Source organism: Pleurocapsa sp. PCC 7319 (assembly GCF_000332195.1).
In the GTDB taxonomy this organism is placed as follows: Bacteria; Cyanobacteriota; Cyanobacteriia; order Cyanobacteriales; family Xenococcaceae; genus Waterburya.
This window is the reverse complement of the sequence record NZ_KB235922.1, coordinates 2488812-2509568: the sequence shown is the minus strand read 5'-3', so window position 1 is coordinate 2509568 and position 20757 is coordinate 2488812. Positions and strand designations below refer to the sequence as shown.

General features: G+C 39.2%; 17 protein-coding genes. 7 read left to right on the top strand and 10 right to left on the bottom strand.

Annotated features, from left to right (window positions below):
* Positions 1 to 12: 12 nt before the first annotated feature.
* Positions 13 to 2562 (bottom strand): carbamoyltransferase HypF, encoded by a 2550-nt coding sequence (gene hypF, locus PLEUR7319_RS0115305; protein ID WP_019506105.1) that lies wholly within the window; start codon positions 2560 to 2562, stop codon positions 13 to 15.
* A 360-nt stretch (positions 2563 to 2922) separates the two neighbouring features.
* A complete protein-coding gene (locus PLEUR7319_RS35495) occupies positions 2923 to 3780 on the bottom strand; it encodes a CHASE2 domain-containing protein (protein ID WP_019506104.1) in 858 nt (285 codons plus the stop codon).
* 444 nt (positions 3781 to 4224) lie between these two features.
* On the opposite strand from PLEUR7319_RS35495, the gene pyk reads away from it, so the two are divergent.
* Complete coding sequence (gene pyk, locus PLEUR7319_RS0115295; RefSeq protein WP_036798944.1) at positions 4225 to 5646, top strand: pyruvate kinase; 1422 nt, start codon at positions 4225 to 4227, stop codon at positions 5644 to 5646.
* Between the two features lie 138 nt (positions 5647 to 5784).
* Here the strand turns inward: pyk and PLEUR7319_RS0115290 are convergent, their stop codons facing one another.
* Complete coding sequence (locus tag PLEUR7319_RS0115290) at positions 5785 to 6936, bottom strand: glycosyltransferase (RefSeq protein WP_026102543.1); 1152 nt, start codon at positions 6934 to 6936, stop codon at positions 5785 to 5787.
* A 241-nt stretch (positions 6937 to 7177) separates the two neighbouring features.
* Positions 7178 to 8323 carry a hypothetical protein gene (locus PLEUR7319_RS0115285; protein ID WP_019506101.1) on the bottom strand — a complete coding sequence of 382 codons (1146 nt, stop codon included), beginning with the start codon at positions 8321 to 8323 and terminating at the stop codon, positions 7178 to 7180.
* 410 nt (positions 8324 to 8733) lie between these two features.
* Here PLEUR7319_RS0115285 and shc point away from each other — a divergent pair, with 410 nt between their 5' ends.
* Entirely contained in the window at positions 8734 to 10680 is a 1947-nt protein-coding gene (gene shc, locus PLEUR7319_RS0115280) for a squalene--hopene cyclase (RefSeq protein WP_019506100.1), read from the top strand.
* A 275-nt stretch (positions 10681 to 10955) separates the two neighbouring features.
* On the opposite strand, the gene psaC is transcribed toward shc, so the two are convergent.
* Positions 10956 to 11201: a photosystem I iron-sulfur center protein PsaC gene (gene psaC / locus PLEUR7319_RS0115275; protein ID WP_026102542.1), complete on the bottom strand. Its 246-nt coding sequence runs from the start codon at positions 11199 to 11201 to the stop codon at positions 10956 to 10958.
* Between the two features lie 246 nt (positions 11202 to 11447).
* On the opposite strand from psaC, the gene PLEUR7319_RS0115270 reads away from it, so the two are divergent.
* A complete protein-coding gene (locus tag PLEUR7319_RS0115270) occupies positions 11448 to 11942 on the top strand; it encodes a J domain-containing protein (protein ID WP_019506098.1) in 495 nt (164 codons plus the stop codon).
* A 234-nt stretch (positions 11943 to 12176) separates the two neighbouring features.
* Here the strand turns inward: PLEUR7319_RS0115270 and PLEUR7319_RS0115265 are convergent, their stop codons facing one another.
* Both PLEUR7319_RS0115265 and PLEUR7319_RS0115260 read right to left on the bottom strand, forming a co-directional pair.
* Positions 12177 to 12989, bottom strand: coding sequence for an inositol monophosphatase family protein (locus PLEUR7319_RS0115265; RefSeq protein ID WP_019506097.1), 813 nt, complete (start codon positions 12987 to 12989; stop codon positions 12177 to 12179).
* Positions 12990 to 13017: 28 nt separating this feature from the next.
* A complete protein-coding gene (locus tag PLEUR7319_RS0115260) occupies positions 13018 to 13545 on the bottom strand; it encodes a hypothetical protein (RefSeq protein ID WP_019506096.1) in 528 nt (175 codons plus the stop codon).
* 89 nt (positions 13546 to 13634) lie between these two features.
* On the opposite strand from PLEUR7319_RS0115260, the gene rseP reads away from it, so the two are divergent.
* Together rseP and nth are read left to right on the top strand one after the other, a co-directional pair.
* Positions 13635 to 14726 carry an RIP metalloprotease RseP gene (gene rseP, locus PLEUR7319_RS0115255; RefSeq protein ID WP_019506095.1) on the top strand — a complete coding sequence of 364 codons (1092 nt, stop codon included), beginning with the start codon at positions 13635 to 13637 and terminating at the stop codon, positions 14724 to 14726.
* A 4-nt stretch (positions 14727 to 14730) separates the two neighbouring features.
* Positions 14731 to 15444, top strand: coding sequence for an endonuclease III (nth, locus tag PLEUR7319_RS0115250; protein ID WP_019506094.1), 714 nt, complete (start codon positions 14731 to 14733; stop codon positions 15442 to 15444).
* 13 nt (positions 15445 to 15457) lie between these two features.
* On the opposite strand, the gene PLEUR7319_RS35490 is transcribed toward nth, so the two are convergent.
* On the bottom strand, positions 15458 to 16264 hold the full coding sequence (locus PLEUR7319_RS35490) for a DUF4079 domain-containing protein (protein ID WP_019506093.1): 807 nt from the start codon (positions 16262 to 16264) through the stop codon (positions 15458 to 15460).
* A 103-nt stretch (positions 16265 to 16367) separates the two neighbouring features.
* Between PLEUR7319_RS35490 and PLEUR7319_RS0115240 the strand changes: the two genes are divergently transcribed.
* Entirely contained in the window at positions 16368 to 18419 is a 2052-nt protein-coding gene (locus tag PLEUR7319_RS0115240; protein ID WP_019506092.1) for a glycosyltransferase family 2 protein, read from the top strand.
* Positions 18420 to 18438: 19 nt separating this feature from the next.
* Here PLEUR7319_RS0115240 and PLEUR7319_RS0115235 read toward each other — a convergent pair whose 3' ends face one another.
* Both PLEUR7319_RS0115235 and PLEUR7319_RS0115230 read right to left on the bottom strand, forming a co-directional pair.
* A complete protein-coding gene (locus PLEUR7319_RS0115235; RefSeq protein WP_019506091.1) occupies positions 18439 to 18777 on the bottom strand; it encodes a co-chaperone YbbN in 339 nt (112 codons plus the stop codon).
* Between the two features lie 91 nt (positions 18778 to 18868).
* The gene (locus tag PLEUR7319_RS0115230) at positions 18869 to 19585 is read right to left on the bottom strand and encodes an NnrU family protein (protein ID WP_019506090.1); all 717 of its coding nucleotides are present in this window, start codon (positions 19583 to 19585) and stop codon (positions 18869 to 18871) included.
* Between the two features lie 188 nt (positions 19586 to 19773).
* On the opposite strand from PLEUR7319_RS0115230, the gene PLEUR7319_RS0115225 reads away from it, so the two are divergent.
* Positions 19774 to 20748, top strand: a complete 975-nt coding sequence (locus PLEUR7319_RS0115225; protein WP_019506089.1) for a LysR family transcriptional regulator — start codon at positions 19774 to 19776, stop codon at positions 20746 to 20748.
* Positions 20749 to 20757: the final 9 nt, after the last annotated feature.

Sequence of the window (20757 nt, the reverse complement as noted above, 5' to 3'; positions counted from 1 at the left end):
TGGCACCGAATCTTAATTTTTAGCAAATTGGGCAGCAGCGATCGCAGCTTGACCGAGAGCTAATCCTCCATCGTTGGACGGAACCTGGCTATGGGTTAAAACTGCCAGATTCATTGCTTCAAGGCGAACTTGCACTTGGTTCAGTAAAATCTGGTTTTGAAATACTCCTCCAGTTAGTGCTACTTGCTTAATTTCTAAATCTCTATTGTTAGTGCAAATATGATCTACTAAAGAAGCGATCGCTTGAGCTAAACCCAGATGAAACTTAGCTGCTATGACAGAGTGAGAAGTATTACATTTCAAGTCTTCTAACAATGCTTGCCACATTAACAAAGGTTCAATATAAGGTAAATATAATTCCCCTTCTAAGGTTCTATTCTCGATGTTGAAAGGATAAGGTTCAATTTTTTCAGAATTACTTAAGATAGCCTGTTCTGCTAAAGCTTTTAGAGCGATCGCCCCTTGACCTTCATAACTACAGGACTCTATACAAATACCGATAGCTGCTGCTACAGCATCAAATAAACGTCCGCAGGAAGAAGCTAAGGGAGAATTGATCTCTTTCTCAATCATGCGATCGAGAACTTTACAGGGTTTTTGCTGAAGAAACTTAAATATCTCTAAATTTCCATACTTAAGATCCTGCATTTTGTTCTCTAAATCTCTCAACTGGGCTGATGTTTCTCCTTTAATACTCTCTTGTGCCCCCCAAGATTGGGGGATTATCGACTTATATGTACAGAGTAGCTCCCTTAAATGAGCATAAGCACTACGCCAGGGCTGATAAATTGCCTGTACCCCACCGATCATAGGCACTGGTTTAAAACTACCTAAACGTCTAAAACTGCGATAGTCAGCAAAGAGAAATTCTCCGCCCCAAAATGTACCATCCTCTCCGTAACCTAAGCCATCTAAAGCAATTCCCAATACTGGCGAGGTATGGAAAGGGACTCCATTTTCTACCATACAGGCAGCAACATGAGCGTGATGATGTTGGATGCTATAGAGAGGAAGAGAATTGACTACAGCCAGTTCTTTGCCCAATTTAGTCGATAAATATTCGGGATGAAAATCAACGGCGATCGCTGCTGGCTGGTGTTCTAATAAATTCAAGTACAGATTAAGGGTCTGGCGATAAGCTGCTAAAGCTGTCTTATTGGCTAAATCTCCCATGTGTTGAGAAACAATAGCTTGTCCATCCCGCAGCAGACAGAAGGTATTTTTTAGTTCGCTACCCATTGCCAGGATGAGTGGAGTATGGGGAAAATCTACTGGTAGATTTATCGGTGCGGGCGCATAACCACGGGCGCGACGTAGGATTTGTATTCGGAATGAGTTTTCTAAATTAATAATACGGGCGATCGAGTCATCGATGCGATTAACAATCTCGCGGTTATGGAACAAGAAGTAATCGGCAATTTCTTCTAACTTGGTTCTGGCTTCATTGTTATTGATGCATTGGGGTTCACTAGTTAAGTTACCACTAGTCATAACCAAGGGAATGTCTAATCCGCTTAGAATTAGATGGTGTAAGGGGGTATAGGGTAACATAAACCCTAAAGTATTTTGGTCAGGTGCTACCGAGGTTGCAATTGAGCGAAGCTCACTGCCAAGGGCGATCTCATTATTGGTTTTTGCTTGTTTGCGCTGCAGTAAGACAATTGGAGCCACAGAATTTTTCAGTAGTTCCTTTTCCACTTCACTAATAAGGCAATATTGCTCAATTAGTTTTACATCTCGCGCCATTAACGCCAAAGGCTTGTGAGGGCGATGTTTGCGTTGGCGTAGTTTGTGTACGACTTCTTCATTAGTAGCATCGCAAGCTAGATGAAAACCTCCTAACCCCTTAATTGCTACGATATATCCTTGCTGTAATAAATCAGTAACCCTATTTATCTCATCCCCTAATTCATCTCCCTTGTTACCTTTCTCTCTCTGCTCCCCCACTTTTTCCAACCAAATATGAGGACCACAACTAGGGCAAGCAATAGGTTGGGCATGAAAGCGACGATTGTTTGGATCTTGATAATCTTTCTTACAGTCAGGACACATTTTAAATCTTGCCATACTAGTATTGGCGCGATCATAAGGTAAACGTTTAATAATACTTAAACGCGGTCCACAGTTAGTACAGTTAATAAAAGGATATCGATACCAACGACTTGAGGGAGAGAAAATCTCGCCTTGGCAAGTCAGACAAGTAGCAGCATCAGAAGTAATTTCGGTGTGGATATTACCTTTATTACTTTGAACAACAACAAAATCTGTAAAGTCGTCAACATTAATATTTAGATTAGGACGACGAATAATTTCCGTAATTTTTGCCAATGAAGGACTTTCAGTCTGTAATCTTTGCACCAAGGTGTCAATAGAAGCCTGAGTAGCGATCGCTTTGATCAAAACTCCTTGTCCATCATTACCAATTGTTCCTCGTACTCCGCATTCTTTGGCCAGACGATACACTGTAGGACGAAATCCTACCCCCTGAACTGTTCCTCGTACTCGGATTTCTTCAGCAACTAAATTTTTAGCTTGCTGATTATTTGATTTGAATTGGGTCAAGATTATTTTGTCTTCACAGCTAGTAGTGCCTTTGTATTAAATATTACTAGTTCTAAAAAATAGAATTGTTTCTATTTTAATCCTATAATGGCGATCGCGGAGCCTGGACGGAGTCCAATCGCCTCTGGCGGTGGGCGTAGCCCAATCAGCTTCGCTGGTGTGCGACGCGGAGTTAGTACATGCGGCTTAAGCCTTTGTTTAGGGCGGAGCGCAATCGCCTATTCATCTTTTTCTATTTTTAATTGTCTTAACTGACAAGCTTTTTTTAAAAAGGTTGATAGCTTAAAGAAAAATGGGCGTTGCTGAATTAAGGGAGGAATCGAGAGGGAATAGGCACATCCTTAAACTTCAAGTAATGAATCAACAATCTAAAGGAACTACAGGTAGCCAAAGAGCAAATTCTAAGATTAATAAATAGTAAATAGCAACTACCAATAAACTTGCTCCAGTAATGGCTAATAATAATTTCCAAGGAGACTGACTAAGAATTCTAGCCAAGGCAATACCTAAAAAGCCCCAAGCTAAGATCCAGAGGTATTCCCAAGCATTATCCCAAGCAGTTAATAATGGGCAATCATCTAATACGGCACTGATAATTTGACTAATGGCATGAGCCTGTACTTCTACACCATAAATTAAACCTGGATTATCAGATTTTACCCCTGCAACATTAACATCATCTCTGACACTTAAAGCAGTAATACCAATTAAAACAATGTGATCGTGTATCCATTCTGGATTTACTCTTCCTGCTTCAATATCCGCCAAAGAAACTATTCTAAAAGGCTGTTTTCCCCGATGGAAGTTTAACAGGATTTGATTGCCCCCCGCATCAATATTTTTATAACCGCCAGTATTTGAATGAACTTGGGTTAGTTTAACTTCACCGAATTGCATAGTTTCGGGGTCTTCTGAAGCATTTGTTAAAGATATTCCTTGTTGGTTTAAATATTTTTCTGCCAATCTAATGGTTAAAGAAAATTTGAGTTCGTTATCTCGAACAAAGCTCAATAAACTACGTCTTAAATTACCATCTTTATCCAAAGTTGCATCAACAAAACTAATTCTTGAGGCTGGCAAGGCCGGAGATGGTTTAATTTGAAAAATTCGAGAGTTATTATTACTAGACAATACTTTTTCAATACCAAAAATATTATCTTTCTTTTGGAAAAGTTTATTTAATTCTGCATTCCCTGGAGGCTGAGGTTTATTTGCCATTCTAAGAAGTGAGTGATGATTGACTTTTGAGTATGGGTTGTCTAAGTTCCAGATGTTAATCCCCTAAAAGACTTCTAAAGATACTTTAATTCATGACATTTATGAGAAAAAGCTGTTTCATAATATTGAGGAAGTTTAGTTTTAATCTTTAGCTAATTATCCCTCTCATTTTGTCGTAAATCAATAAAAATAAACTCTTTTTAAGATAGTTTAGTATTTCTATTTTTAAAAGTTTATCGAAAGTAGTAATTATGATTCAATCTGTTTAAGATATATTTTTTCTTTTGAGATTAATATCGATATCTAAATTCATAATCTGGATGTGCTATTTTATATCTTTCAATCAATTAGTTTATTGCCCAAGATAATCCTTCTTCTTAATAAGCAGGAGACAGGCGATCGCTTAATTCCTAACTTTTTTCTAATTCACATCAGGCGTATTCAATGCTCAATCAAATAATGCATCGCACTAAAATTGTGGCTACCATCGGTCCTGCTACTAGTTCAAGGTCAAAGATTGTGCAAATGGTAGAGCAAGGGATGAATGTGGCGCGGCTTAATTTTTCTCACGGTAGCTATCAAGACCACGCAGATATGGTAGCTCAGTTACGTTCGGTTTCGGCAGAGTTAAATACTCCTATTACAATCTTACAAGACCTCCAAGGACCCAAAATTCGCGTTGGTCAGTTACCAGAAGGAGAGATGAAGTTAAAGGCAGGAAATAATTTGACTCTCGTTCCTCAGTCAGAGGCTCATAATGTTCTTGATACAGTTTCAATAGATTATCCCTATTTAGCTGAAGAAGCTCGAATTGGAGAGCAAATTTTATTGGATGATGGCTTACTGGAATTAGAAATTATTGCTATTGATGGTCAGGCAGTGGTTAGTAAGGTGGTGGAAGGAGGTATTTTAAAAAGTCGTAAAGGAGTAAATCTACCCAGTTTGAATCTTCGTTTGCCCTCAATGACAGAAAAAGATCAAAAAGATTTAGAATTTGGTATTGCTCAGGGGGTTGATTGGGTATCTTTAAGTTTTGTACGTCAAGCAAGAGATGTTCGCTTTTTAAAACAATTTCTCGCCGATCGCAATGCTGATATTCCCATAATGGCCAAAATTGAAAAACCCCAGGCGATCGCCAATTTAGATGAAATTATTGCTGAATGTGATGGCTTGATGGTTGCCCGGGGCGATTTAGGTGTAGAGATTAAACCTGAGAAGGTGCCATTATTACAAAAGGAAATTATTCGTAAGTGTAATCTCAAAAATATTCCTGTAATCACTGCAACTCAGATGTTGGATAGTATGATTAACAATCCCCGTCCTACTCGCGCTGAAGCTAGCGATGTTGCCAACGCCATTATCGACGGCACAGATGCAGTAATGCTATCGGGGGAATCAGCAGTAGGAAAATATCCCCTCAAAGCAGTAAAAATGTTAGCGAAAATTGCTACTAGCACTGAACCCAAGCTGCAATTTGTCAATAATCCCCCTGCTAAAACCGATCAAACTCATGCTCTCAGTGAAGCTCTCAATGCAATTGATAAAACCTTAAACCTCCGCTACGTAGTTTGTTTTACCGCTACTGGATATACTGCACGTATTGCTTCAGGAGAACGTCCTCAAGCAATGGTGATTGCTTTTACTCCTAACATTGATGTTTATCATCGTCTCAATTTAGTCTGGGGAGTTAAACCTGTTTATTTAGAGAAAGAAGGGACAACTTTTGAAGAGTTAGTGGCGATCGCTGAAAGTTATTTAGTTAAACAAGAATTGGCACAATCAGGGGATCAAATTCTAATTATGGGAGGAATTCCTACTCAAACTGCCCAAGGAACTAATTTTCTCAAGATTCATGAAATTGGGTAAACAGTTACTAGTATTCTGTCAATTGAAAATTGACGGGTAAAGGGAAAGGGGAAAAGGTTAAAGGATAGTTTTTAACTGTAAAAATATATCCATCATTAATTAGTTGACGCAGCACTAGTAGTTAATAATCCATGCTCATTAATAAGTTCTCCCTTTCCATGCACCGCCTTTGCCTTGCCAATATTTAATTGCCGAGTCGATAGTCATTAAAGTATATAAAAAAGCGATCGCTGGCAAAGTAAATGCCCATGTAATTGATAAGTCATATAATTTGATAGTCGGACTGTAAGCAATAGTCATCAGTAACCAAGTTAAAGAAGTAATTCCCACGACCAGCCAATTACTGGTTAAGATGCTAATTATTAAACCTATGGGAGCTGCTAAATAGACAATGCCCATACCGACCACTGTGCCAATTAAAAGTAACGATGAATAATTTAACTGGGTAAATGCGGTACGAGATATAGTATCCCAAATTGTTTTTAAGTCATTATAAGCCCGAAGGCTAATAGTACTTTTGGTTAAGCCAAGCCAAATATTTTTACCTCTAGATTTAACTACGTGTGCTAGAGAGCAATCATCAATCAAGGCATCTTTAATGGTTGCAATGCTTCCAATTTCTGCTAGAGCAGAGCTACTAATTAAAATACACCCCCCTGCGGCAGCAGCGATAGATTTATCCTGATTATTAACCCAAGGAAAAGGGTAAAGTTTCTGAAAGAAAAAGACAAAAGCGGGAATTAGCAGTTTTTCCCAAATGCTTTGACATCGCAATAGTACCATTAAAGAAACTAAGTCTAATTTTTCTGTTTCAGCTTTAGTAACTAACTGACTGAGATTATTTAAATCATGTTGAATATCGGCATCAGTAAATAAAAAATAATCAGGAGCGGGAATTTGTTGTTTAGCATATTCAATTCCCTGTTGCATTGCCCAGAGTTTTCCTTTCCAACCTTCAGCTAAAGGTTTACCCAAGATAATTTTTAATTGCTCAGATTTATTCAATTTTTGAGCAGTTATTTGAGCAATTTCACTAGTGCGATCGCGACTATTATCGTCAACTAGAACTACAAAAAAGTTTCCTACATAATTTTGAGATAACAGCGAAGTCAAACTAACTGCTATTGCCTCAGCTTCATCTCTAGCAGGAACAATTGCCCATACTGTTGGATAAACTGCCGAATTTTGATTACTTTCAATACGTTGGTTTGCCAACCAAAATCTTCCCCAGAATAATAATAAAAATATCCAGATAATTAACGATAAGCAAACAACAATAATTAAAATCATCTCAAACAAATCAACTAATACCGTTTTAAATTTAAAAGACAACAGATCGTTTGTGTAGGGGCGCATGGCAATGCGCCCTTACGATCAATGTGTAGTCAAAGCTATTCAATTTGGTATAAGTTAGGTGGATGTAATTAAATATAAAATACCTACGGGTAGGGAATAGGGAAACAGCTTAATAGAGGAACTTGGTGTTATCTGAGCTTCAGATAAATTAATACTTATTAGTCACTTTTAATAACTATGAAGTAATTTCGTTAGCAGTAGAAATAAAACCATTCTCATTATTGCTAATGTTTAAAGGCGCAAAAGAAAAATCGGTAGAGGAAACAGCATCATATCCAGACTGATTCATATAGTTCCATATTTGCAAAATTCTTGAATGTTCTAATGTGGACTCAAGTTTAATTAAATTATTTATGTAGTCAAAATACTTGTTTGTACTGTTATTTTTCTTACTAGCTCTTTGGGGATGAAAACAAACAAATAAATCTCGCAAGAAATCGGTTAAACTCTCTCCATTATTCATACTTATTAGTTCATTTAGACTTAGAGCAAGCTCATGCCTAACATTTTCTGTATCAATAGTATTTGTCTGAATAATATGATCCATGGCAAATTCCATCACAGCATATTTGATACTGTCTGGCTCTCTATTAACCAAGAACCAAAAGAAAGGTAATGCATTGGGATAATTAATCAAGAGAAATTCATGATATTTTCTATCTTCATCTTCTAAATCTTGTATGTTAGGGATGTTAACTTGATACTTAATATCTGGCTTCTGATAAAGTTTAATCAGTGCATTATAAGTGTTGGCATTTTGTTGCTGATAGTGTTCTAGCAACTGCTCTCGAACTACGGCATTGTGAACATTGAAGTTAGGAACAACAGTAGTAACATTAGCAGGATAAAGTTTGACTAGTTCTTGATGTGTGGTGCGATCAATAAATTCAATTAGTTGCGCTAGGGTCTCTCCGTTACCAACTTCCTCCTGATTATTCTGTTCAGCTTCCAACTTTTTTGCATCAGTATCTCCTGCAGCTAATGCCGACGTAGAGTCAGTTGAATCATCTAAGTCAGGAATTTCAGGTCCAAACTCATCTTGAAAATACTGGGCATCTGACGTTTCTATTTCTGATTTTATTTTGCTCAGAAGTTGTTGTTTGAAGTCAGATAATTTATCGAGAGATGCTTTAATGACATCAATTTCTTTTTGTTGTTTGATTCTTTGATACTCCTCTAACAAAGATTTGATCTCTGCTTGTTCTGCCTCGATCGCGTTGGCTAAGAGTTCTTTCTCCTTATTGGCTTTTGCTTCTATTTCGCTTAATTGAGAATAGTAATTCGTTAAATTCGGCTTATTTTGCTCCATTTTATCTGTCATAGCTAATATAAACTTGCAGTATTTTGCGACTAAAAAAGCATTATATAACAGTCAGAAAAACCAGGTAGTGCCTAGTAACATTGCCAAGTAAAGTTTTGCTCTCGAATCTACTCACTGATCAGTATACAATTTCTGGGTACCATCATAGTCAGTTAACTGTAAATCTAAGTAATTTTAAAGTATATCTAATTAGGCATCAATGACTCAGTTATTGTATATTTAGCTTCACGAAATCAGTAAGGCTATTCATGGACTCTACATATATTGAATCTAAATTTTAAGTAGCCAAATTTACTTTTCAGCATTTCTCTAACCATAGTCTTAGTTTTTTGTTTTTTTGATTTTTGGCAACATCAACTAAAGATCTGCCATAATTTTTTAGATATTGTGGTGAGGAAGGATTAATTAAAGTGGTACAAGCTAGAGAACAAGAAACTCAGATAACATTAGAACAAGCGATCGCTCTTAGTCAAGCTCATCTATTTTCAATTCAAGATCCAGATGGCTATTGGTGGGCAGAATTAGAGTCTAACGTAACTATTACCGCTGAAGTTGTCTTGTTGCATAAAATTTGGCAAACTGACCACTTGCGACCCTTAGCCAAAGCTGAAGCCTACTTGCGATCGCAACAGCGCGAACATGGTGGTTGGGAACTATACTACGGTGATGCTGGCGAGCTTTCGACAACTGTTGAAGCCTATATGGCATTACGTTTATTGGGTGTACCAGCTGATGATCCTACCTTAGTTAAAGCTAAGAAATTTATTTTGCAACGAGGTGGAATTAGTAAGACGCGCATCTTTACTAAAATGCACCTGGCGTTAATTGGTTGCTATGACTGGCGTGGATTACCTTCGATCCCCCCCTGGATTATGCTTCTGCCTGAAGAGTCTCCCTTCACCATTTACGAGATGTCTAGTTGGGCGAGAGGTAGCACCGTACCTTTGCTAATTGTTTTTGATCGCAAGCCGGTATTCAGTTTAAAGACTCCCATAAACTTAGATGAGCTATTTGCTGAAGGCGTGGCTAATGTGCGCTATGAACTACCACAAAATAACGATTGGACAGATATTTTTCTCACCCTAGATAGTGCTTTCAAATTTGCAGAAGATTTAAATTTAGTCCCCTTTCGTGACGAAGGAATAGCTGCTGCCGAAAAATGGGTCTTAGAAAGGCAAGAAGCTAGTGGCGACTGGGGGGGAATTATTCCTGCTATGCTCAACTCCTTATTAGGTCTGCGTACTCTCAATTACGATGTGAACGATCCCGTTATTCAACGAGGTCTAACCGCTATTGATAATTTTGCGATTGAAACTGAGGATAGCTATCGCATTCAGCCCTGTATTTCTCCTGTATGGGACACTGCTTGGTGTTTGCGAGCTTTGGTAGAGTCTGGTATCGCTCCCGACCATCCTGCCCTGATTAAAGCAGGAAAATGGCTGTTAGATAAGCAAATCCTCGACTATGGTGATTGGGCAGTTAAAAATAAAGGAGTAACCCCAGGAGGTTGGGCATTTGAATTTGATAACCGTTTTTACCCCGATGTAGATGATTCTGCGGTGGTGGTTATGGGTTTATCCCAAGTTGAACTCCCTGATGAAGAGCAAAAAGGTAAGGCGATCGCCCGTTGTGTTAACTGGATAGCAACCATGCAATGTAAACCGGGAGGATGGGCTGCTTTTGATTTAGATAACGATCAAGACTGGATTAATCTTATTCCTTATGGGGACTTAAAAGCGATGATCGATCCCAATACTGCCGATGTCACCGCCAGAGTTCTGGAAATGTTGGGAGAATGTAATTTATCAATGGCAGAATCAAGAGTAGAAAAAGCGATCGCTTATTTAATTAACGAACAAGAGGCGGACGGTAGTTGGTTTGGACGTTGGGGAGTAAATTATATCTATGGCACGAGTGGTGTTCTTTCAGCTCTAAGTTTAATTGCTCCTACTCGATGCCGAACGGAAATTCAAAGAGGTGTAGCCTGGTTAGTTAGCTGTCAGAATGACGATGGCGGCTGGGGGGAAACCTGCGCCAGCTACAACGATCCCAGTCTTAAAGGTCAAGGAACCAGCACTGCCTCTCAGACTGCTTGGGCATTAATTGGCTTAATGGCTGCGGTAGAAGGGATCGAATTTGGCGGACAAGCTGCGATCGCTAAGGGGGTAGAATATTTAATCTCTACTCAAAGAGCAGATGGTACTTGGGATGAAGATTATTTTACTGGTACTGGTTTTCCCTGCCATTTTTATCTTAAATATCATCTCTATCAGCAATATTTTCCTCTTCAAGCACTGGCGAGATACCAAAATTTAGAGCTGGAGACTTCTGTGAGTACCTTACACGATAATTATTAGTTATTAGCTATCAGCTATCAGGTACTACGAATACCGCAAGTCTTATTCTTAATAAGCTTTAAGGCGGTTAATCAAAAGCTGAAAGCTGATAGCTAAGAGCTGATAGCTAATAACAAACAGATCTAAATCAAGCCCATCCACTCCAAAGACAAAATAGTGCCGTCTAATTCTTAGATCACACTTGCTAAAAGTATAACCAGAGAAGCCAGACGACACGCTGTTTAGTCTATTACATAAATATTGGTAAATACCGCCATTTATTATTAGATTTTGTTTTAGTAGGCAAGACCCATACTGCGAGTTGTTTCCGCACCAAGATAGACACGGATACTCAAAAAGTCGGTAGGACAAGCTGTTTCACAACGTTTGCAACCTACACAGTCTTCTGTACGGGGAGATGCGGCAATTTGACCAGCTTTACAGCCGTCCCAAGGTACCATCTCCAATACGTCAGTAGGACACGCTCTTACGCACTGAGTACACCCAATGCAAGTATCATAAATTTTGACGCTATGGGACATTAGAATATAAGCTCCAACTGCGAATGTTCTCTAATCGTATTCTGGATAGAATCAAGGGCTAGTTTACCCCATGCCCCTATTCTCACTCGGCAAAAGACCCGATAACTTTAAATTCTGTAACAACCAGTTCGGCTAATATCCTATATTTGTTGAATTATTTTAATATTTCTTAAGATAGCCAATACTCTTATCTTGATTTGATAGTCAAAGTTCGCTAAACATAAAAAAAAGCAAATTCAGTTAAGCATGGTGAATCCAAAACGCGATTGGCAAAGCCCACGCACCCAGAGTGATCGCAACCGACAAAAATCGATAATCTGCCCACCACAGACTCAGTTAATTAATACCTATTATGATCTGATGGGCTTACATCCCTCGGCATCTACTATCACCATTCGCCGTACCTATCGCCAACTGAGCAAGAAATATCATCCCGATACGACCTCTCTACCACCAAATATTGCCACAGCCAAGTTTCAGCGGATAAATGAGGCTTATGCGGTGTTAAGCAGTCCTGAAAAGCGTTCACTCTACGATCTAAAAATAGGCTATTCTCGCGTTAATGTAATACAAACCCCAAATTGGTCTCAAGCAGATACCGAAAAATGGTCAAAAACGGCATATTTAGACCCTACGGATCGCCCTTTATCCTCTGGTGAAATCTTTGTCTTACTGCTATTGGGATTTACTTTTGTGGGCTGTTTAGCTTTAGTATTAGCGATCGCCTATCTAAGAGGCTAGTGTGATATGAGTTCGGAGTTCGGAGTTCGGAGTTCGGAGTTCGGAGTTCGGAGTTCGGAGTTCGGAGTTCGGAGTTCGGAGTTCGGAGTTCGGAGTTCGGAGTTCGGAGTTCGGAGTTCGGAGTTCGGAGTTCGGAGTTCGGAGTTCGGAGTTCGGAGTTCGGAGTTCGGAGTTCTAAAAAGCTAAAGAATTATGAATTATAAAATTTTCCTGATCGAACTGAAGTTAAATTAGTCATTTTTTAACCACACGCTCTACTAGGGGTTTAAACATAGGTATTAATTCAGCGCGACATAGTCCTAAGCTGGGGATTGATACTTGACCATAGTCTTGACCAACCTGAAGCGGGAATTGAAAATTGTTGTCTAGGAAGACAAACTCTCCGCCTGCGGCTTTGACAATCGCCCAAGCCGCAGCAATATCCCAAATTTTAGGTGTAGCTTCTACTCCTCCAATGACTACTCCCTCAGCGACTAGCAATAAGTTGTAGCTGGCAACTCCAATCATCCTCACCTTGCAGGGAAAAGGTTGCTGGAAAATAGCTGTGCTGCGAGCACAAAGATTAAATAACTGACCACCATCCGGCTGATCTTGGCTAGTATGAATTGGCTGATTATTCAAGTAAGCTCCTGTATAGCCAGTTAATCCAGAATTACCGTACCAGAAGCCATGAAAAGATTGGTTTAACATTGGCACATGAACAAACCCAAAAACTGGAGTCCCTCGATAGAGTAAACCGAGAGAAATTGCCCACACAGGCACACCACGGGTAAAGTTGGTAGTCCCATCTATGGGATCGATTACCCAGCACCAATCATTTTCAGGCAAAATATGGATTGTTTCTTCAGATAAAATTCCATGCTCGGGAAAAGTTGTGGCGATCGCCCTTCTAATTTCTTGGTCTGACCATCGATCCGCTTGAGTAACTAAACTACCATCTTCTTTTTTGCTTGCCTGAATTTTACCAAAATCCTTAATCAGACGTTCACTTATGTTTTGGGTGGTTTGGACGCAAAAGTTAAGGACTTGATCCCAAAATTCATTCATTATTTGATGTTGAAGTTAAATGGATAATTCAATTGTCTGTTGTTTTGAGTCGATCGATCAAATGCTGCAATTGTTCTCGATCGAGAGTGACTTGAATTTCTAACTGCTGTGATTCATCTCGCAGTAAGATCACTCCGCCATTTTTCTTTAAAGTTGCTGCTAATTGTGGATTATTGAGATTTATCTTTTGATAAACAACTTGTGGCAAACTGATGCTAATTACTACCTGAGATTGAGATTGGGGAAAAACATATAGCTTTTGCCGAGTCAAATCCAATTCCAGCTTACTAGGAGTAATATTGCGTTCGTCTGCCATAGGAGAGTTGCGCCAATAAATAGTGATTCCTCTGAGTTGTGTGGTATTGAGTACCAGCTTCTCGTCGAACTTTTGTGGTTGCCAGTCAATTGTTTTCAGATCCCCATTTTCAGGAATTAATCGCTGTTGCCAAGTGACTTCTTGACCGTTTAAATGCGACCACCAATCCGCGATCGCACTCAGATTATCAGCATTGAGAGGATCACTACTATTTTGTTGCCAAATTAAATTATTGTTCACCCTAAGACCCCTTATATGAAGAAGATAACTAGAAGAATGTTCTAAAATAGTAAATCGTACAAAACGTTACTAAAAAAATATTTTTAAATATGTCAGTATTGGCGGCAATTTCAGTCGTGCTTCTATTAATCGTAGTACACGAATTCGGTCATTTCGCAGCAGCGCGATTACAAAAAATTCGTGTAAATCGCTTCTCGATCGGATTTGGACCCACACTTTTAAAATATCAAGGTTCAGAAACAGAATATGCCATTAGAGCCTTTCCTTTGGGGGGATATGTGGGTTTTCCTGATGATGATCCCAATAGTCCAATCCCACCTGATGATCCCAATTTACTGCGTAATCGTCCTGTTTTAGATCGAGCTATTGTAATTAGTGCTGGGGTAATTGCCAATCTGATTTTTGCCTACTTTCTTTTAGTTGGTCAAGCAACTACCATCGGTTTTCAAGAAATTAATTATAAACCTGGAGTATTAGTTCCTCAACTATTAACAGAAGCTGAATCAGCAGCAGCCAAAGCGGGGGTAGAAGCAGGAGATATTATTCTCAAAATTGATAATCTAGAATTGGGTGATTCTGCGGATGCTCTAGAAAAGTTAAGAAATACTATCCAGGCTTCTCCTGAAAGATTCTTGAAACTAACGATTAAGCGCGACACAGAAATTGTTAACTTGGATGTTAAGCCAGATATTGGTCAAGATGGCAAAGGTAAAATTGGTGTGATGCTAGCACCTAATGGAGATATTGAGCGTCACCGAGCAGGCAATATTATCGAAGCTTTCTCTGCTGGAGCGAATGAATTTCAGCGAATTGTCCAGCTAACTTTACAGGGTTTCTGGCAACTATTCAGTAATTTCAGCGAAAACGCTCAGCAAGTAGCTGGACCAGTAGCAATTGTTGCGGTAGGTGCAGAACTAGCTCGCAACGATTTAAGTAATTTGTTTCAATTTGGAGCTTTAATTAGCATCAATTTGGCAATTATCAATATCCTGCCCTTACCAGCTTTGGATGGTGGTCAATTGGCATTTTTAACAGTTGAAGGAGTTACTGGAAAACCTTTACCTAGCAAAATACAAGATAGTATCATGCAGACTGGTCTAGTTTTGTTACTTAGTTTAGGAGTATTTATTATAGTCAGGGATACAGTTAATCTGGCGTTTTTCCAGAACTTATTCCAGTGATTTCATGTCAAAATCTCAACCTGCTTCTAAATCAGCAAATAAGAAGAGAGCTAAAACTAGAAAAAAATCCCCGAGCAAAGCAATTAAACAGCGATCGCTTGAGATTTTTGCTCTGTTATCAGATTTGTACCCTGATGCTACCTGTAGTCTTAACTATGAGACTCCAGTTCAGCTTTTAGTAGCCACTATTCTCTCGGCACAATGTACTGATGAACGAGTTAATAAAGTTACTCCAGAATTATTTGCGCAATTTCCCGATGCTGTTGCTTTAGCAGGTTGCGATCGCGAACAGCTGGAGACTTTAATTCGTTCCACGGGCTTTTTTCGAAATAAAGCTAAAAATATTCAGGGTGCTTGTCAGATGATTATCACTGACTTTGAGGGAGAAGTACCGAGAACGATGGCACAATTACTCAAATTACCTGGAGTAGCTCGCAAAACTGCTAATGTAGTCCTGGCTCACGCTTACGGCATCATTGAAGGAGTCACGGTAGATACCCATGTTAAACGCCTCAGTAATCGCTGGGGATTGACTAAATCGGAACACCCAATTCAAATCGAAAAGGATTTAATGGCGTTGCTGCCGCAACCAGAATGGGAAAACTACTCAATTCGTACTATCTTTCACGGTCGAGCAGTATGTAAAGCCCGCAAACCCCAATGCGAAATCTGCCAGCTAGCCCCTCTCTGTCCTACGGCAGCAGAATATTTAAATTAATCTTCAGAGTATTCTATTCAGGATTAATCCGGGGAGCTTGATAGACGGGATCTTGAATCATCAATAGTGATGTTTTGACAGGAACAATTGTTTCCACGGCAGCTTTTTTCGGTTTCTTTTTACCGACAGGAGGAATTTCTAATAGATCTCTGGCTCCAGTAATTCCTTGACCGATAAATAGTAATAGCGCCAAGCAATTGAGAATTATATGGATATTGCGCATCGTGAGACTACGATAGATATCATCCAAAATGGCGATCGAAAAAATCATTAATACTGATACTGCCATGCCGTAGTAGTGATGAGACCAATACCATTGATCTGCCAATCGCCACACTCCATCTTGCTCACCAAGAATGATTAAACCCATTCCAGTCATGGTGGCAAAGATACCGCGCCATAATTTAGGTTTAGCACGTAGCAAGAGAATTAAAGACGCAATGGTAGCCACAAACAATAAGATAATTAATATTGCCTGGGGATTATTTTTCTCCCAAAGATTCTTTTTAATAAAGCTTTTATAGACAATCGAGTATGCAAGGGCAATTAAGGACGCAATAACGACACTAGAACCCAGCCAACGACCAATCTTTACGTGTTCTCGCCCTACTACAGCGGGAATTTTACTTTTGCCTTGTTTGCTTTCTAATCGACGCTGACGGGTTTGCCAAGCAAAGTTGGTTACGATTCCCACCATCGGAAAGACAAACACGACTACCAGTGCTGGATGAATTAGGGAGACTAAATCTTGACTTCCTAAATATTTAAAAGCCAGATACTTCTGAGGAGCAATTAAATTTGTCCATGTATATATACTCATGGTGTTTACGAAATATTTGTAATTAGTTTAGAGATTTTTCAACGTCTTCTCAGCAAGTTAAAACACAATTATTAAAACAGACTGAATTTCTTCTGATTTTAAAATGTGCCCTAAATCCATTAGTCAAGTTGCTGATACTTCTTTGAATAAGGTTTTAGTTATCATACCCGTCCGTAACGAAGAAGCAACAATTGCTGTTGTAATTAGAGATTTACAAGCCTTAGGTTTGACTAAAATTCGGGTGGTGGATAATGACAGTCAAGACCGCAGTTCAATAATAGCAAAGGAAGCTGGTGCTGAGGTTTTATTTGAGTCTGTTGTCGGTTATGGACAAGCTTGTTGGCGAGGATTACAAAATATTTCTGATGAGATTGACTGGATTTTGTTTTGTGATGGTGATGGCAGTGATGATTTAAGCTGCATACCCCATTTTTTAGACTTACGTAAGCAATATGACTTGATTTTAGGCGATCGCCGTGCCACCGCAACTGGAAAAGCGGTAATGACTCCTGTACAGCATTTTGGAAATAGTTTAGCAAGTTGGTTAATTAATCTTGGTTGGGGATATCGATATCACGATTTGGGACCCTTACGACTAATTCGCAGATCGGCATTAGAACAGATTAAAATGCAGGATCGGGGTTTTGGCTGGACGGTAGAAATGCAGGTGCGAGCAGTTGAGGAAGGTTTGAAAATCTGTGAGACTCCAGTGAACTATTTTCCCCGACAGGGAGGAAAATCGAAGATTTCCGGCACTATCTCTGGCAGTATTCAAGCCGGAATAATTATATTGAGTACTTTGGGAAAACTCTATTGGTCTAAAAAGAAAAGCAGAGAAAAAAATAAGGGAAAAGGGAAAAGGGAAAAGGAAACAGGGGACAAAGAGAAGGTTTTCTTGTGGTTAAGTGTTTTCTGCTTACTGATCGGTTCAGTAATGACTGCTCCCAATGGAGATTTTCGACAGCCAGAAACAGTAATTAGCTTTAGTTATGGTATCGCCGTAATGGGTTTGGGGTTTGTCTGTTCTTGGGGGCTAAAATCTCTGGCAGTATGGTGGTTTTGGTTAGTGGCGATCGCTACCAGATTGATTTTGTTACCCATGTATCCAGGAGATGATATTTGGCGGTATCTTTGGGAAGGTTACATTCAAACCCAGGGCTTTAGTCCTTATGAGCTTGCCCCCAAAGCGGCGGAATTAATTCCCTATCGTACCGAATGGTGGTCACAAATTAATCATCCTGCTGTATCGGCGATTTACCCACCCATTACTCAATTTGGTTTTCGGGGTTTGGCGGCTATTTCCCCTAGTGTTCTGTTATTCAAAAGTAGTTTTGCGATCGCCGATTTATTAACTTGTTGGCTACTTACGAGAAAATTTAGTTATGTACAAACTAGCCTCTACGCTTGGAATCCACTGATCATATATTCTTTTGCCGGAGGGGGACATTATGATAGTTGGTTTATTCTGCCCTTGGTTGCTGGTTGGGTATATTGGGAGCAGAAAGATAAACAATACTGGAAATTACTAGTCAGTGCTTTATTAGTTGGTATCAGTGTCGCGGTAAAATGGATTTCCTTACCAATCTTAGGGTTTTTAAGCTGGAGATCTGAACGCAAAATTAATTTTCAAACGGCAATTATTATCTCTATCTGCGGTACTTTACCTTTGTGTTTGACTGCATTGGCATTCTGTAATGTTGATTCTTGTTCTCTAATTCCTACTAGTTCTACCTTCGTCAGTCACGGGCGAAGCGCTGAATTCTTGCCTCATTTACTAGCAAAAGTATGGCATCCTTCAACCAAAACCAATAGTATTTTTGCTCTACCTTTGGGGCTAGCCACCTTATTTCTGTTGTGGAAAGCTCGCAATTGGCAACAATTTACTGTTGGTTTCTTTTCCTCTTTATTAACTATCTCCCCCATAATTCACGGCTGGTATTTTACCTGGATTATTCCTTTTGCTGTCGGGACTAAAAACTGGGGGATACGTTTAGTTAGCCTCTCGGCATTTGTTTATTTTGTTTTACCCTATCGTCAGGCTTTAGGCGATCATCATTGGAATCTCACTGATACCGAAACTTGGCTACTATGGCTACCTTTTCTTTTAGGTTACAGTTACACCCTTTGGCGATCGCGCTACTCAATAGCCGAATGAGCAAAATTTAAATTCTAGATTATTGACTAAAAAAAGGTTTGTTCATGATCTTTTCTAGTGCAATACGAAGTCGTTCGCGGCTGTTGAAGTTATCTAACTTTTCTAATAATTTGCCATTGTTGAACAGCATAATTGTGGGCAAGTTTTTCAGACGATAAGAATTAGCTAATTTGAAATTTTCGTCAGCGTTAATAGAAACTACTTTTATTAGTTCATCCTTGTTTCCCTGCATTGTCTCTAACATGGGATTAATGAGTTTACATAAGCCACACCAAGGAGTCCAAAAATGTACCAAAACTGGTCGAGATTCTTCTAAAACCTCTCGCTGAAAATTTGTTTCATTAACTACGGAGCGCATAAAATTAAAAATGTTTTTTAGATTAATTTTAGATACTTGAAGTTATGCTACATCTAATTAGGATCAGCTTGAAAGATCTACCTAGATAAATTTACCAGTATGCCTTAGCAGTTACTTGCATTAACCAGGGATGTCCCCACCACAATATCATTACAAAGGCACCTACCCCCACGTAAGCAGGACGTAGAAATTCCTGCCACTTAAGGGTTTGACGACCATCTACAATTGCTACGAAAGGAATTACAGATGTGCGAGCTTTAACTTTGGCGAAGGCTTCACCATATCTATTGGCTAAACGGCGATCGCCGTGCCACACTGCAAATAAATGATGAGCAATTAATCCCAAAGATGTTACTAGTGTAAATGTTGTACCCAACCAGAGAGTATGAGCAATACACCAAATTACTTGCCCTACCATTTGGGGATGGCGGCTAATACGAATAATGCCGGTCTCAAACAAATGTACCTGGGGTTTTTGAACGGCAGCAATTTCTAGTAAGTTAAATGTCGCCGGGTAAAGAAACAAAAAGGAAACAGCCGATAAAATCCAAACTAAAGGTTTAACCCCTTGTATTCCCTGAACCTGCCATAATTGCACCCCATCATAGCGATGATTAAAGAAATAGATAATGAGAATAGTAGCAAAAGGAATACTTACCAAGGCAAAAATAACGCGGTAAAGTCTAGCCCCAATCTTGGTTTCTGCCCAGGGGCGTAAGGCTGCTAAACCACTATGAGCGATCGCAAATCCCAGCAATAAAGCCAGAATTATAAAATGGCTATTTGTTAGCCAGCCGACATTAATCATAGAGATTATCATATAGGTATTATTAATCAATTTTGATAGTAGCAATAATTAAAAGTTAATTACACTCCCAATCATGTTACTGTGCAAATAAAGGTCACGAAAATTATTAAAGATTAAGCACTATTAATAATACGTTTAAATAACACGCTGATAGCTAACTAATTTAATAAAACTGTTACTGGAATTTTATGTCTGATATTCCTTTTACTTTGGATCAACTCCGCATACTTAAGGCAATCTCCACTGAGGGCAGCTTTAAACGAGCAGCTGATAGTCTCTATGTTTCTCAACCTGCTGTAAGTCTGCAAGTACAAAATTTAGAAAAGCAGTTAAATGTGCCTTTATTTGATCGCGGTGGACGTAGAGCGCAGTTAACAGAGGCAGGACACTTATTACTCAGTTATGGAGAACGGGTGATTTCTCTGTGCCAAGAAACCTGTCGAGCGATCGAAGATTTACAAAATCTCCAGGGTGGTACTTTAATTGTTGGCGCATCTCAAACTACGGGAACATATTTGATTCCTCGGATGATTGGTCTATTTCGTGAAAAGTATTCTGATGTTTCGGTACAGCTTCAGGTTCATTCTACCCGTCGTACTTCTTGGGCTGTGGCCAACGGACAGGTAGATTTAGCAATTATTGGCGGAGAAGTTCCCACCGAGCTACATGAAGTATTGAATATTATTCCCTATGCTGACGATGAATTAGCTCTGATTTTGCCTCCTACTCATGTCTTGGCTCAAGAAACAGCGATCCAAAAAGAAGATTTATATAAATTAAATTTTATAACTCTAGACTCTCAATCTACAATTCGCAAAGTGATCGATCAGGTATTGACCCGTTACGAAATCGATCCTAGGCGGCTGAAAATTGAGATGGAACTAAATTCTATCGAAGCAATTAAAAATGCGGTACAGTCTGGCTTGGGATCGGCTTTTGTTTCCACAACGGCGATCGAAAAAGAGTTAGAAATGGGAATTTTGCACCAAGCCAAAATCCAAGATGTCAGAATAGGACGAACTTTGGCGGTGATTGTTAATCCTAATCGCTATTGTTCTAAAGCGGCTGAGGCATTTAGTAAAGAAATTTTACCTAAGTTTTCTACTAAAGAAGAATTTAAAGCGATTGACACTCTCTATAAAAACCCTCTAGAGATCAGATAAAATTTGGAC

Coding starts and splice junctions, on each gene's coding strand:
- PLEUR7319_RS35495 (WP_019506104.1), bottom strand. CDS start 3,780: ATGGCAAATAAACCTCAGCCTCCAGGGAATGCAGAATTAAATAAACTT.
- nth (WP_019506094.1), top strand. CDS start 14,731: ATGTCAAAATCTCAACCTGCTTCTAAATCAGCAAATAAGAAGAGAGCT.
- psaC (WP_026102542.1), bottom strand. CDS start 11,201: ATGTCCCATAGCGTCAAAATTTATGATACTTGCATTGGGTGTACTCAG.
- PLEUR7319_RS0115290 (WP_026102543.1), bottom strand. CDS start 6,936: ATGATTTTAATTATTGTTGTTTGCTTATCGTTAATTATCTGGATATTT.
- PLEUR7319_RS0115235 (WP_019506091.1), bottom strand. CDS start 18,777: ATGCGCTCCGTAGTTAATGAAACAAATTTTCAGCGAGAGGTTTTAGAA.
- pyk (WP_036798944.1), top strand. CDS start 4,225: ATGCTCAATCAAATAATGCATCGCACTAAAATTGTGGCTACCATCGGT.
- PLEUR7319_RS0115265 (WP_019506097.1), bottom strand. CDS start 12,989: ATGAATGAATTTTGGGATCAAGTCCTTAACTTTTGCGTCCAAACCACC.
- PLEUR7319_RS0115230 (WP_019506090.1), bottom strand. CDS start 19,585: ATGATTAATGTCGGCTGGCTAACAAATAGCCATTTTATAATTCTGGCT.
- PLEUR7319_RS0115285 (WP_019506101.1), bottom strand. CDS start 8,323: ATGACAGATAAAATGGAGCAAAATAAGCCGAATTTAACGAATTACTAT.
- PLEUR7319_RS0115225 (WP_019506089.1), top strand. CDS start 19,774: ATGTCTGATATTCCTTTTACTTTGGATCAACTCCGCATACTTAAGGCA.
- PLEUR7319_RS0115270 (WP_019506098.1), top strand. CDS start 11,448: ATGGTGAATCCAAAACGCGATTGGCAAAGCCCACGCACCCAGAGTGAT.
- PLEUR7319_RS35490 (WP_019506093.1), bottom strand. CDS start 16,264: ATGAGTATATATACATGGACAAATTTAATTGCTCCTCAGAAGTATCTG.
- PLEUR7319_RS0115240 (WP_019506092.1), top strand. CDS start 16,368: ATGTGCCCTAAATCCATTAGTCAAGTTGCTGATACTTCTTTGAATAAG.
- rseP (WP_019506095.1), top strand. CDS start 13,635: ATGTCAGTATTGGCGGCAATTTCAGTCGTGCTTCTATTAATCGTAGTA.